This is a genomic window from Sphingorhabdus sp., from assembly GCF_035329025.1.
GTDB lineage: Bacteria > Pseudomonadota > Alphaproteobacteria > Sphingomonadales > Sphingomonadaceae > Sphingorhabdus_B.
Window position 1 is genome coordinate 52,814 of record NZ_DAOLHN010000003.1, and the last position, 13,205, is coordinate 66,018.

The 13,205-nt window shown below is 60.4% G+C and carries 14 protein-coding genes; 6 read left to right on the plus strand and 8 right to left on the minus strand.

The genetic code is table 11. The features are described 5' to 3' along the window. Positions 1-88: 88 nt before the first annotated feature. The 6 genes from PKC81_RS01330 to PKC81_RS01355 form a co-directional block, all read right to left on the minus strand. Complete coding sequence (locus PKC81_RS01330) at positions 89-1,438, minus strand: S41 family peptidase (protein WP_324332825.1); 1,350 nt, start codon at positions 1,436-1,438, stop codon at positions 89-91. A 159-nt stretch (positions 1,439-1,597) separates the two neighbouring features. After that, positions 1,598-2,746, minus strand: coding sequence for a peptidoglycan DD-metalloendopeptidase family protein (locus tag PKC81_RS01335; protein WP_324332826.1), 1,149 nt, complete (start codon positions 2,744-2,746; stop codon positions 1,598-1,600). Positions 2,747-2,750: 4 nt separating this feature from the next. Then, positions 2,751-3,173: a 23S rRNA (pseudouridine(1915)-N(3))-methyltransferase RlmH gene (locus tag PKC81_RS01340; RefSeq protein ID WP_324332827.1), complete on the minus strand. Its 423-nt coding sequence runs from the start codon at positions 3,171-3,173 to the stop codon at positions 2,751-2,753. Positions 3,174-3,213: 40 nt separating this feature from the next. After that, entirely contained in the window at positions 3,214-3,558 is a 345-nt protein-coding gene (gene rsfS / locus PKC81_RS01345) for a ribosome silencing factor (protein ID WP_298604314.1), read from the minus strand. Between the two features lie 63 nt (positions 3,559-3,621). After that, positions 3,622-4,251, minus strand: coding sequence for a nicotinate-nucleotide adenylyltransferase (locus tag PKC81_RS01350; RefSeq protein ID WP_324332829.1), 630 nt, complete (start codon positions 4,249-4,251; stop codon positions 3,622-3,624). After that, positions 4,252-5,508, minus strand: coding sequence for a glutamate-5-semialdehyde dehydrogenase (locus PKC81_RS01355; RefSeq protein WP_324332830.1), 1,257 nt, complete (start codon positions 5,506-5,508; stop codon positions 4,252-4,254). A gap of 303 nt (positions 5,509-5,811) precedes the next feature. Here PKC81_RS01355 and PKC81_RS01360 point away from each other — a divergent pair, with 303 nt between their 5' ends. After that, entirely contained in the window at positions 5,812-6,972 is a 1,161-nt protein-coding gene (locus tag PKC81_RS01360) for a M23 family metallopeptidase (protein ID WP_324332831.1), read from the plus strand. Next, positions 6,911-7,384, plus strand: coding sequence for a polymer-forming cytoskeletal protein (locus PKC81_RS01365; RefSeq protein WP_324332832.1), 474 nt, complete (start codon positions 6,911-6,913; stop codon positions 7,382-7,384). Before PKC81_RS01360 ends, PKC81_RS01365 begins: the two co-directional genes overlap by 62 nt. 92 nt (positions 7,385-7,476) lie before the next feature. Here PKC81_RS01365 and PKC81_RS01370 read toward each other — a convergent pair whose 3' ends face one another. Continuing rightward, positions 7,477-8,718, minus strand: coding sequence for a pyridoxal-dependent decarboxylase, exosortase A system-associated (locus PKC81_RS01370; protein ID WP_324332834.1), 1,242 nt, complete (start codon positions 8,716-8,718; stop codon positions 7,477-7,479). Further along, on the minus strand, positions 8,715-10,238 hold the full coding sequence (locus PKC81_RS01375; RefSeq protein ID WP_324332835.1) for an acyl-CoA ligase (AMP-forming), exosortase A system-associated: 1,524 nt from the start codon (positions 10,236-10,238) through the stop codon (positions 8,715-8,717). The genes PKC81_RS01370 and PKC81_RS01375 overlap by 4 nt, the downstream gene beginning before the upstream one ends. Before the next feature lie 43 nt (positions 10,239-10,281). Between PKC81_RS01375 and PKC81_RS01380 the strand changes: the two genes are divergently transcribed. Genes PKC81_RS01380 through PKC81_RS01395 form a run of 4 tightly spaced genes read left to right on the plus strand, consistent with a single transcriptional unit; the run spans position 10,282 to position 13,086 of the window. Continuing rightward, entirely contained in the window at positions 10,282-11,307 is a 1,026-nt protein-coding gene (locus tag PKC81_RS01380; RefSeq protein ID WP_324332836.1) for a GNAT family N-acetyltransferase, read from the plus strand. Between the two features lie 17 nt (positions 11,308-11,324). After that, positions 11,325-11,594 carry a phosphopantetheine-binding protein gene (locus PKC81_RS01385; RefSeq protein WP_324332837.1) on the plus strand — a complete coding sequence of 90 codons (270 nt, stop codon included), beginning with the start codon at positions 11,325-11,327 and terminating at the stop codon, positions 11,592-11,594. Next, a complete protein-coding gene (locus PKC81_RS01390) occupies positions 11,591-12,286 on the plus strand; it encodes a hypothetical protein (RefSeq protein WP_324332838.1) in 696 nt (231 codons plus the stop codon). The genes PKC81_RS01385 and PKC81_RS01390 overlap by 4 nt, the downstream gene beginning before the upstream one ends. Further along, positions 12,274-13,086 (plus strand): hydrolase 1, exosortase A system-associated, encoded by an 813-nt coding sequence (locus PKC81_RS01395; protein WP_324332840.1) that lies wholly within the window; start codon positions 12,274-12,276, stop codon positions 13,084-13,086. Before PKC81_RS01390 ends, PKC81_RS01395 begins: the two co-directional genes overlap by 13 nt. The last annotated feature ends 119 nt before the right edge of the window (positions 13,087-13,205 follow it).

Consider the following 13,205-nt stretch of genomic DNA (forward strand, 5'->3'; position numbering starts at 1 on the left):
TCACCTGCTGTCCAAATTTCAACGGACGGTGATGGACCCCCGCCTTCGCGGGGGTGACGACATTCGAATGGCAAGGAATGCGGATATCCTAATTGCGCTTGCCAGTCTTGGCTTGGGTGTTTGCAAGGCGCGTACTGGTGCCCAGACGCGCGATGGTTTGCATCGCATAGTGAAGCTGGAAATCCTCGATGCCCTGCTTTTTCAGCTCTTCCGCCGATTGGGAAAAGCGCGGATCGTCCTTGCCATCACTTTCCAGACTTTTGTCATCGGCCAAATTCTCGTTGACCAAGTGGCGACGCAGGTCGGATTCGCGCACGGCGACGCGCTTGCGGTAATCGGGATCGGAAATCTGCGGCACTGCCACATCGGGCTTCACCCCGCCTTCCTGCACCGAGCGGCCCGACGGCAAGTGATAACGGGCAACCGTCAAGCGCAGACCGGTTTCGCGCGAGAGCGGCAGCACGTTTTGCACGGAGCCCTTGCCAAAACTGCGCTCACCCATGACCAGCGCACGGCGATGATCCTGCAATGCACCCGCAACGATTTCGGAGGCCGAGGCCGATCCGGCATCGACCAGCACAATCACCGGTTTGCCGCCCGTCACATCGCCCTTGACCGCCTGTTCGGCGAACCAGCGGTTGACGACCACCTTGTCGCGGCCACGTTCGGAGACGATTTCACCCTTGTCGAGGAAAGCGTCGGACACCTTGACGGCCTCTTCCAAGATGCCGCCGGGGTTGGAACGCAGATCGACCACATAGCCTTGCGGCTTGCCGCCCAGCTGACGCTCAATGCCCTTGATCGCGGCGACCACATCCTCACCGGTTTCTTCCGAGAAGCCGGTTATGGTGATTACGCCGATCTTGTCCTTCACCTCCCACTTCACCGGCTTCAGGTCGATGATCGCACGGGTGATGGTAAGGTCGAACGGCTCGTCGCGACCGGGGCGAAAGATGGTGAGCTTGATTGACGTGCCGGGCGTGCCGCGCATCCGGTTGACCGCATCGTCGACCGTTCCGCCGACAATCAGTTCGCCGTCAAGATGGGTGATATAGTCGCCAGCCTTGATACCGGCCTTGTCAGCCGGAGTGTCTGCGGTGGGGGCGATAACCTTGATCGCGCCGTCCTCCTGCGTCACCGACAGACCGAGGCCGCCATATTCGCCTTCGATCTGGGTCTGCAGGTCGCGAAAATTGCTTTCATCCAGAAATGCGCTGTGCGGATCGAGGGTGTTGAGCATCCCCTGTATCGCGCCCTTCATCAGCTGCTCGTCATCGACCTTGTCGACATAATTGGCGCGCACCTTTTTATAGACCGCGATGAACTCGTCCATATCGCGCAGCGGATCGTCCTTGCGCTGCTGTGCACCGATTGAGGTTGACGCGAGCGCGCCCACAACAAAAGCGGTAATTCCGGTGGTGAGAAGCTTGCTCTTCATCGCGTTCTTTCCTGCCAAACCGAGTCCATTTCGGTAGCGTCGGCTATATCGTGCCCCCGCTATATGGTGAAAGCCTATTTACCACGAAAGAGGGTTAACTGCCGACAAGCGACAATTTGCTGACGATAGCATGAACCTTTGCTGACAGCCGCCTGCGGGTCAGCCGAGCAGCGCTGCAATATCGATAAGCCGTCCGTTGCGGCGCAATTCCACCATGATTTCAGGTTCTTCGTCGCCCGCTTTACCGATTATACTGCCCTGGCGCACTTGCGATCCCGCTTCAACGCCCAGCCGCTCAATCCCGGTAACAAGGGTTGCCCAGCCATTACCATGTTCGACGATCACGATGTTGCCGAAACTGCGATAGCGGCCCGCAAATGTCACTTTTCCTGCAGCAGGAGCGACGACCCGCGCGCCCGGTTCGACTGCCAGACGGATGCCACGCTCACGATAGCCAGTCGGGTTGAGTTCACCGAAGCCCGAAACGACGCGCCCGCGAGCGGGCAGGATGAAGGCTCCGGCAGATTCGGATCGGGCTTTGCCACCGCCCAGCCTCGGCTGCGGACCGGAATATTCAGCGAGCTCTGCCGCAATTTGGCCGCTCTCCCGATCAGCGTCGATGCGCTCGACAAGATCGCGGGCACGTTCGCCTTGCCCAATGGCGCGCTCGAACTCGATGGCAGCGTCTGCATTGAGGCTGAGCGCCTTGCCGCGACTATCGCTTTCGAGTGCAGCCAGCGCCTTACTGCGGCTGGCAAGGTCCAGACGCGCCTTGCCGAGTGCGGTTATCGCGACACGCTCCTGCTTCTGCAATTCGCGCTGGATCTCCATCTGATCGCGCAAGGCCGAAGTTCGGCTGGCTATGACAGGCTCGATCGACGCCATGGCCGCACGCAGGCGGACATAATCGCGGCGGTCGCCGGGCCGTGCGAGCAACAGCGACACCGGCTGACGGGTCATGTTCTGCAACAATGCGTTGAGGCGCAACATTGGCGCATTGGCTTCGCCGAGCAGGGCAGCCTGCGCACGCTGGCGTCTGGAAATGACGGCGATTCTGGCGCGTGCGGTAGCGATCTGTGCACTGGCCGCATCGATTTCAGCCCCGAGCGCGGCACGGCGGGCGACCAACCGGTCGGCGGTTGCTTCGGCATTGGCAGCTTCCTGACGCAGCGTTTCGCTGCGCGCTTCGGCCGCGGCCGCGCGCTTCTTGGCTTCGCGCAGGGCATCGACATCGCTCTGCCCGGCAGCGGCTGCGGTCAGCAACCCGCTCAAACCCAAAGTCGCCAAGAAAAGCCTTTGCCACCCCATGAAGCTATCCTTCGCGATGATAGGGGTGGTTGGCAAGTATCGATGTTGCCCGATAGAGCTGTTCAGCGAGCATCGCGCGCGCCATCAGGTGCGGCCATGTTGCCCGGCCAAAAGCAATCAGCTTATCGGCAACAGCACGGTCTGCATCGTCAAAACCGTCCGCAGCCCCAAGGCAAAAGCGTACTTCGGCGACGCCTTCGTCGCGCCAGCGTTCGAGCAATTTGGCGAGATCCATTGAAGAGAGATGGTCGCCCTTTTCATCGAGCAGCACTGTCCGGCTGCCCCGTTCTGCAGGTGGCACATTTCCACCGCGATCCGGCAATTCTGTGAGTTTGTACGGCCATGTAAGGCGCTTTAGATAGCGGTCAACAAGCTCGCTTTCGGGGGAGCGCCCGATCTTGCCGCGCGCGATAATGTGCAGCCGCATGGCGGTCCCCTCTCGATAAATAGGGACAGTCCCTATTTAATCAGGCGTTCAGTGCCTCGGGCGCGTCGCCGAAGCCCCACATCCGTTCAAGATTGTAGAAGCTGCGCACTTCGGGCCGGAACAGGTGCACGACAACATCTTCGGCATCGATCAGCACCCAATCGGCGCTCGGCAAGCCCTCGATATGCGCGTTGCGCCCTGCCTTTTTGATTCTTTCGGCAAGCTTCTGCGCCATCGAAGCCACTTGTCGACTCGAACGGCCACTCGCCACGACCATATAGTCGGCGATGCTGCTCTTGCCTTGAAGCGGGATGGAAACGACCTCTTGCGCCTGATCGTCGTCGAGCGACTGGAGGATGAGTTTGTGCAGTTCGTCAGGCTGCAGGACAGGTCCCTTTTTTGCGGCCTTGCCGCCGGGGACTGTAGCGAGTTCTATCAAAATTGCTCCTTAATACAAAACATTGTGGGTAACGCCGTCGATGACGCGCTTGCCGTCATAGTCGCGATGCCAAAGAGGGTTGGCCTGGCGAACCGCCGTGGCCGAGCGTGGATCGGGGCGAAAGCGCAGGAATACAAGCGCCGGTGTGCTCCACATCGTCCAATTAAGCCGCTGGTCCGGACGCCGGACATACCGCCTGAGCCAGGCCATTGCGGGGCCCGCAACAGCATGCATCTCATAGCCCGGACGGGCGATAACCGCAATCGGCATTAAACGGGCGATGTCGCGCCAGCGGCGCCAGCGTGTGAAATTTGCCACATTGTCCGCTCCCATGATCCAGATGAAGCGACGCTTGGGATAGCGGCGAACCAGCTTGCGCAGCGTATCGATGGTGTAACGCGTTCCCATTTGCGCTTCGACCGCGGTGGCGCGGATCGGCGCGCGGCGGGCCATTTTTTTGGCCGAAGCAAGCCGTGCCTTGTGCGAGGCCATGTCTTTCGCATGGGCCTTTAGCGGGTTTCCGGGAGAAACCAGCCACCAGATTTCATCCAGATCAAGCGCGTCGAGCGCGAACAGGCTGATCGAACGATGCCCGCCATGCGCCGGGTTGAACGATCCGCCGAGAAGGCCGGTCAGCATTTAGGGCCGCGTCTGTCCCGAGCCGTGTACCAGCCACTTATAGGTGGTCAGCCCTTCGAGTGCGACCGGGCCACGTGCGTGCAGCCTACCGGTGGCAATGCCGATTTCAGCGCCCAGGCCGAATTCACCGCCATCGGCATATTGCGTCGAGGCATTGTGCATCACAATCGCGCTGTCCACGCCCGAAAGGAAGTCTGCCGCCGCCGCTGAGTCATTGGTGATGATGCTTTCAGTGTGCTGCGAGCCATAGCGGGCAATATGTTCGATCGCCTCATCGACGCCCGACACCATCTTTGCCGATACAATGGCGTCGAGATATTCAGTACCCCAATCCTCTTCACTCACCGGCACTGTGCGGGCATCAAGTTCCATCAGCATGTCGTCGGCGCGCACTTCACAGCCCGCGTCAAGCAAAGCGCCGATCAGCCGCGCGGGTTCGGGATAATCCTGATCGATCAGCACCGTTTCGGTCGCTCCACAAATACCGGTGCGACGCATCTTGGCGTTGACCGCTATCGCCTCCGCCATCGCCGGATCGGCCTTGGCGTGAATATAAGTATGGCAGATGCCATCGAGATGCGCGAGCACGGGAACGCGGGCCTCATCCTGCACGCGTGCCACCAACGACTTGCCGCCGCGCGGGATCACCATGTCAATCTGCCCCTGCGCCTTCAAGAGGGCGCCGACAGCCGCACGGTCCTGCGTTGGAACGAGTTGTACCGCATCGGCGGGAAGACCCGCTTTGACAATGCCTTCAACCATCGCCGCGTGGATCGCACGGTTGCTGTGCACCGCTTCGCTGCCACCGCGCAGGATCACCGCATTGCCCGAACGCAGCCCGAGTGCAGCGGCATCGGCAGTCACATTGGGGCGACTTTCATAGATGATCGCGAGCACACCGACGGGCACACGGACGCGCTCCATGACAAGGCCATTGGGCCGTTCGCTACGGTCAATCACCTGCCCGACTGGATCGGCCAGATGCGCGACCTGCTCGACAGCCGAGGCGATACCCTCGATCCGGCCTTCATCCAGTTTCAGCCGGTCAAGCATTGCCGCCGACAGGCCGTTTGCCGCACCAGCCTCCATGTCGATCGCATTGGCTTTCAAAATCGTCGGTGCAGCGGCACGCAAAGCTGTAGCAGCAGCCAACAACGCTTCGGCTTTCTGCGCATCGCTGGCACGCGCAACTATGCGCGCGGACGCACGGGCTTTAGCCGTCATAGCGGCGACAATCTGGGTGGCATCTTCACTCATCGTTTTGCTTCCTAGAGCGCCCGACAGCGAAGCGAAAGCCGCAGAATCCTGCATTTCCGGCGGAATTTTACGCGTCTTGCGTTGATTCGTAATATGTATCTGTAAAATTTATGTTTTTGTTCGATTCTGGCGAGTGCTTGCCGGGTGCTCAGCATAGGCTAGAATCCGATTTCATGTAAAAACTCACAACTCACCGCACGACTCCACCAACTCGGCACGAGTCACAATAAAGCGATTCGTCAGCGGCAAATCGCTCTGCTAAGCGCCCGCCAGCAAATAAAAACGGGGTGGGTCGTGTCGCAAATGGCCAAGTTCACCGGTTGGAAAAACCGGGTGGCCGGATGGTTCGTTGATCGTGAGTTTTTCATGCGGTCGAACGGGCAAGTCCGGTTCATCAAAATCAGTGCAAAATTGCAGCGCCGGGTCGCAGGAACAATTGCGGGCGTCGTAGGCGTGTGGCTGATCGTTACGCTCGGCATGATGATCAATCAGGTTAGCGTGTCGGCAGAGCGCATGATGTTGACTGCCAAGCAGGAAAAGATCGAAACCGCCGAAGAACGCGTCGCCAAATATCGCGACGATATGGAAGCGGTCGCCAGCGATCTGGAAGCGCGCCAGAAGGTCATGGAAAGCGCATTTGAAGAACATTTTGGTGACATGCCCGCTGCGGATGCCGCTGCGCCTGCCCAAGGTGAAGCTGCGGAAACCGCAAAGAAAATTGGCCTTGCCGTTCCCGAAGCCGCTCAGCTTGCACAGCTCGAAGCCCGCCAGATCGCCTTTGCCGAACGCATGACGCAGATTGCCGTGGCGCGGTCGCAAAAAGCCGAAGGTGCAATCCGCCAGTTCGGCCTCAATCCGGACCAGCTCGCCCGCGAAGCCAAGCAAGGCATGGGCGGCCCTTTCATCCCCTTCTTCGGCAAAAAGCAAAAGCAGGTCCGCGACCCGCGCTTCACCCGCATGCTGACCGCGCTTGAGCGGATGGAAGCGATGGAGATGGCGCTGGCTGGCATCCCCACCAGCATGCCGGCAGCGGTCGGCCTGATGTCGAGCCGTTTCGGCTATCGCTCCGATCCCTTCACTGGCAGTGCTGCAATGCATGCTGGCCTTGATTTCAAAGGCCCCATCGGCACCCCGATCCTGGCAGCAGCCGACGGCAAGATCACCTCCGCCGGATGGCAGGGTGGCTATGGCAATTGCATCGAAATCACCCATGCCAATGGCCTTGTCACCCGCTATGCCCATATGAGCGGCTTTACCGCATCGCTCGGGCAGGACGTGAAACGCGGCGACCAGATTGGTCGTATGGGTTCAACCGGCCGTTCAACCGGCTCGCATTTGCACTTTGAAGTGCGTATCAACGGGTCCGCTATCAACCCGCTTAAATTTCTGGAGGCCAATCCCGATGTTCTCGAAATCCAAGCCGTCGCCGGAAGCCGCACCGGTCGCAGCGACGCAGGGGCGTAACAGCATGCGTGGCGGCGGACATACTTTTTCGGTGATCGCATCGGATGTTGAAATCACCGGTAATCTTTCGGCCAAGGTCGATCTGCATATCGACGGCAAGATCAATGGCGATGTCACCTGCGGTTCGCTCGTTCAAGGCGAAGGCAGCGTGATCAGCGGCAAGGTTGTCGCTGAAACCGCGCGGCTTTCGGGCAAGGTCGATGGTTCAATCGAGGCCGGCGATCTGGTGATTGAGGCAAGCGCACGCATTTCGGGCGATGTTGTCTATCAAAGCCTGACTATCGCACCCGGTGGCATGGTTGAAGGCAAATTCAAGCATCGTGGCAGCCATGTGCCCAATATCGGCAAGGCGACCATCGACATCAGCAAGACCGATCCGTTGATTTTGGGCGCCGAAACCAAAGTCGGCTGAACCCCTGTTTTCGTCATCCCGAACTTGTTTCGGGATAACAAGCGGCGGTTCGTTATCCTGAAACAAGTTCAGGATGACGATGCGTTCTTTAATTAGACCAGCATCTCCAGCGCAGCCCCCTGGCCGAGGAAATTGGCCGGGCTTGCGCTCGCCCCATAGGCCCCGGCACAGAATATCGCGATCAGATCGCCGACCTCAGCGTGCGGCAGCAGCGCATTGTCAGACAGCCGGTCAAGCGGGGTGCACAGACACCCGACCACCGATTGCACCTCGTCGGCAGGCGCATCGAAGCGCGACGCGATCGCTACCGGATAGTTGCGGCGGATGACGGTGCCGAAATTGCCCGACGCCGCCAATTGGTGATGCAAGCCGCCGTCGGTGACGAGGAAAGTCTCGCCATGGCTGACCTTGCGGTCAATCACGCGGGACAGATAGACCCCCGCTTCGCCGACCAGATAGCGGCCCAGTTCGATGCAGAAATGCGTGTCTTTCAGGATAGCGGGCAAGGCCGACAGCGCCTGTCCCAATGCGCCGCCGACGGCGTCCAGATCAAAGGCGGTATCGCCCGGAAAATAGGGAATGCCAAAACCGCCGCCGAGATTGACCATAGGAGGTGCAGCACCCGCCGCCTCCGCCAGTTCCGCTGCAAGTCCCAGCGTTTGCGCCTGCATCGCTATGATCGCCTCTGCATCAAGCGCTTGCGACCCCGCATAGATATGGAAACCGCGCCAGTCGGCACCTGCCGCGATGATGCGTTGCACCAAAACAGGCACCCGTTCGGCATCGACGCCGAAGGGCTTCGCGCCACCGCCCATTTTCATGCCGCTGCCTTTGAGGTCGAAACTGGGGTTCACCCGCACGGCGATTTTGGGCGCGACGCCCATTCGCTCGCCTATCGCGAAAGCCCGCTCTGCCTCGCCCTCTGACTCACAGTTGAGCGTGACACCGTTCGCAATCGCAAACTCCAGCTCACGGTCACGCTTGCCGGGGCCGGCAAAGCTGATCTTTTCGGCAGCGACGCCCGCGTCGAGCGCGAGTTTCAACTCCCCACCCGATGCAACATCAAACCCGTCGACCCGGCCCTTCATCCAGCCGAGCAAAGGCGCAAACGGGTTGGCCTTCATCGCATAATGGATGCCGAGTCGATCCGGCATCGCCGCGCGTAGTTCGCCGATCCGCGCCTCCAGCGCCGAAGTTGAATAGACGAACAGCGGTGTGTCCCCTGCCTCCGCAACGAGCGCAGAGGCTGTCCTGCCGCCGACAGCCAGTTCACCATCGATCGTTTCGAAATAGGGTGGAATCGGCCCGGTTGGCTTGGCTTTCACTTCGCTCATGCCGCCAACCTATCCTTCAGCCCGTCCCTGTCCAGCTTGCCATTGGCATTTTTGGGAAATTCTTCGAGCCAGACATAATCAGCAGGTTGCATGAAATTGGGCAGCGCGGCCTTCATATGCGCCATCAGCGCGGCCTCTTCCGCTTTGCCATTTGCCCGCACAAACAGCACAATCGCTTCGCCCAGCCGCTCATCCTTGCGACCGAGCGCGCAGGCCTCTGCGACCAATCCGCTTTCGATGGCGGCTTCCTCCACCTCGGTGGGCGAGACCCGGTTGCCGCTGGTTTTGATCATTGCATCGTCGCGCCCGACAAAATAGAGCAGGCCATCCGCGTCGCGCCACACAGTATCGCCCGACCACACCGCCATCCCGCCATAGCGGGAGAAGGCTGGCGCGGGCTTATAACGCAGCGCGGTGCGCTCCGCGTCTTGCCAATAGCCTTGCGCCACCAGCGGCCCTGCATGGACCAGTTCGCCATGTTCTTCCGGCGCAGCCTCGCTGCCATCCTTTGCGACGACCATGATTTCGGCATAGGGAATGGCTTTACCCATGCTGGTCGGATTGGCGTCGATCAGCGACGGATCGAGATAGGTTGAGCGGAAAGCCTCGGTCAGCCCATACATCGCGTAAATATCCGTCGTCGTGCCGAATATCCCGCGCAGCGCCTTGACCAGCGAGGGCGTCAGCGCGCCGCCGCTGTTGGTCAGGCGGCGCATCGCCGCGGTCGCTTCCATGGGCCAGTCCTGCTCGACCAGTTGAACCCAGAGCGGAGGCACGGCGGCGAGGGTGGTGACACCGTGCTTGGCACAGGCCTTGATTACATCACGCGGCGTTAGATAGTCCAATGGCACCACACAGCCGCCCGCCTGCCAGGTGGAGAGCAGCTGGTTCTGGCCATAGTCAAAACTGAGCGGGAGCACTGCGAGGGTCACATCGTCCGCTGCCAGCTTGAGGTAACTCGCCACACTGACAGCACCAATTGCCAGATTGGCGTGGCTGAGCATCACCCCCTTGGGCCGCCCTGTCGATCCGCTGGTGTAAAGGATCGCAGCAAGCCCGTTGGTATCGATATCGGCAGGGAGCGGCGGCATGACGTCGCCAGGCTGGTCGATTGCGGAGAGGATTTCGCTTTCATCGAGCAGCAGTGCACCGTCCGGCACGTCACCCGCACCCAATTGTCCAGCCCGCGCCTTCGCGGTCAGCAATGCCTTCGCCCCGCTATCGCCCAATATATGCTTAACCTGCGCAGGCTTGAGCAGCGGGTTGATCGGCACATGCACCAGCCCTGCGCGAACCGCCGCAAGCGGCATCAGGCAGGCCAGTTCGGTTTTGGGCAGCCAGGTGGCGATCCTGTCCCCCGCTGTAAAATCATGTGCGGCCAATGTCGCGGCCAGCCGACCGATACGATGATTTAACTCCTGATAACTATAGACCTTGTCCTTGAAGCGTAGCGCAGGTGCATCGACTGCCCCGCGAAGCGCGAGGTGATCGAGCGGAAAGGCTGGCAAATCGTCAGTCATTGGGTCAAAAGTCACTGGGTAAAGGGTTAATCGGGGGCGATAATTGGCAGTTAAGTGTGAATATCACGATAATTTCCTGACTGCGCAAGCTGCCGCCGCCGGTGCGCTTGACCGCGAAGCGCAGCCCTGCCTGTTTGATCGGCTCGACTGGCTCGAAAGCCTGCACCGCATCGCGTTGCGCGACAAGACCCCAGCCTTGCTGCAAGCCTGTGGCGGCGACGCGCAAGGCTGGCTGCCGCTGATGCAGGCAGAAAGCGGCCATCTGGTCGCGCTGGCCAACTGGTATAATTTCACCTGGCGGCCCATTTTTGCGAATGCCGAGAGCGAAGTCGAACGGATGGCCTTGCTAAGGCTGCTTGCCAAGCAGGCCAAATCGCATGCCCGTCGGCTTACCTTGTCGCCTGTACCCGATGAGGAAGGCAGCGCGAGCGCACTTGAAGCCGCGTTCAGAACGGCGGGCTGGTCGGTTTTCCGGGAGATTTGCGATCAGAACCACATACTCGAGGTCAAAGGCCGCAGCTTCGATGCCTATTGGGAGACCCGCCCCAGCCGCCTCAAAAACACTGTCAAGCGCAAGGGCAAGACAGGAGTGGTGACCATCCGCATCGACAGCGAATATGAACCGGAAAGCTGGCGCGATTATGAGCGGGTTTATGCGCGCAGCTGGAAGCCCGAAGAAGGCAGCCCCGAATTTCTGCGCCAGATTGCCGAGCGCGAAAGCGTCGCCGGGGCGCTACGGCTGGGCCTTGCCTATATCGACGGACAGCCGGTCGCGGCGCAATTCTGGACGGTCGAAAACGGGGCGGCGCTCATTCACAAGCTCGCGCATGACGAGCGGCATATGCAGGCTTCACCCGGGACACTGTTATCGGCAGCCTTGTTCCAGCATGTCATCGACGTGGATCGCGTCGACCTTATTGATTTCGGCACCGGCAACGATGCCTATAAGGCCGAATGGATGGAGGATGTGCGCGACCGTTACCGGCTCGAGATGTTCTGGCCGAACCATCCCGCCAACTGGCCGCACATTGCCATCCGCAAATGGCGCGCCTATCGCGCCTCTAACTGACCAAGAAGAGAGAAGAGATGCCTTTCGTTCCTGACAGCGTTGAAACCACGATCCGCGAACTGCTTGTCGATGTCCTCGGCGTTGCGCCTGCCACCGTTGCCGCGATGACCGACGATACACCGCTGTTCGGCGCACTGCCCGAGCTCGATTCGATGGCAGTGGCGGGGCTTCTCACTGAAATGGAAGACCGGCTCGACATCATGATCGATGATGATGATATCGATGGGGATCTGTTCGAAAGTTTTGGTAGCCTGGTCACTTTTGCAAAGGCCAAGGTCGGGGAGTGAGCCTGCGCCCCGAATATCGGACCTACCATTTTGCTGGGCATGACGAGCATGTCTTGTGTTTTGGCGCGGAAGCATCGCGGCAAATACTGATAATTCCCCCGCTGTTCGACGAAATGAACCGGTGCCGAAGGATGCTGGTGCAGGCGATGCGCGGGCTGGCAGAGCGCCGCACGGGCAGTTTTCTGCTCGATCTTCCGGGCTGCAACGAGAGCCTAGCAGCGCTTGAAAACCAAAACCTTTCAACATGGCGCGAGGCGGTTAGCACTGCCGCTGCGCAACTGGGTGCAACACACATCGCTTCCTTGCGCGGTGGTGCACTGGTTGACGATGGCGCGCCGAATCTGCCGCACTGGCGACTGACCCCTGCCAAGGGTTCCAGCCTGCTGAAGACGATGATCCGCACCCGCATTGCCGGCGACAAGGAAGCGGATAAAACGACCAGCGAAGCGGGGTTGATGGAGGCTGCGAAGACCGGGCCCATCGAGCTCGCGGGCAATATGCTGGGCCCCGCGATGGTGGAGGAACTTGCAAGCACCGAGCCTGCCGAAGTCGCGCAACTGAGACTACGCGCCTTGGGGCAGGACATCGCCGGCTCCACGTTGTGGCTCCGCGCCGAGCCGCAGGATGATCCCGCCATGTCCGCCGCAATCGCCGCCGACCTCGATAAATGGAGCGCCTCATGCGGCGGCTGATGGGCTTTGACTGCGAAAGTGCGTGGTGTGCCGCAACGCTCGATGAGGGTGACAAGACCACCGGTCTGCTGATCGTCAGCGGCGGCAATGAAATCCGCAGCGGTGCGCATGCCGGACAAGCGGCACTGGCCGCGCATGTCGCCGCTTTGGGCTATCCGGTGTTTCGCTATGACCGGCGCGGCGTTGGCGAGAGCGAAGGCGAAAATCGCGGCTTCGAAAGCAGCGCGGCGGATATTGCAGCTGCAGTCGTTGCGTTCCGGGCGCAAGCGCCGCATATCCAGCGGATCGTTGCCTTTGGCAATTGCGATGCCGCAAGTTCGCTCGCCCTCTTCCATGCGGGATTGCCTATCGATCACCTCGTACTCGCCAATCCATGGGTGATTGAGGCGGGCCCCGAAGCGGATGCATCCGCGCCACTTTCAGCGGCCACAATCCGCGCCCGCTATTGGGCGAGGCTCAAAAATCCGCGCAGCCTGATTGACCTGCTCTCCGGCAAGATCGACCTAAGGAAACTGGCGGGCGGTCTTGCACGTGCAGCGCAGAAAGAGGCGCCGACCGGTCTGGCCCGACGAATAGCTAGCGCGCTTTCAACCAGTGACGCGCCGCTGACGATATTGCTCGCCAGCCGTGACAACACAGCGATGGCCTTCATGGCGGCGTGGAAGGGCAGCGACTTCGATGACGTGCGTGGTCGAGGCGATATCGACGTGCAGACTTTGGACAGCGCATCGCACAGCTTTGCCGATGCGGATTCCAAGGTGTGGCTACGGGAGCAGATAGAAGCGGCGTTGGTAGCTTAGAATTCTTTCTCAACACCGCAGCCCTGAGCCTGTCGAAGGGCGCCCATCAGCAACAGCACAAACCTCTCGGCGTGCTTCGACAGGCTCAGCACTACGGTGCTGCCTAAACGAATGAGCTT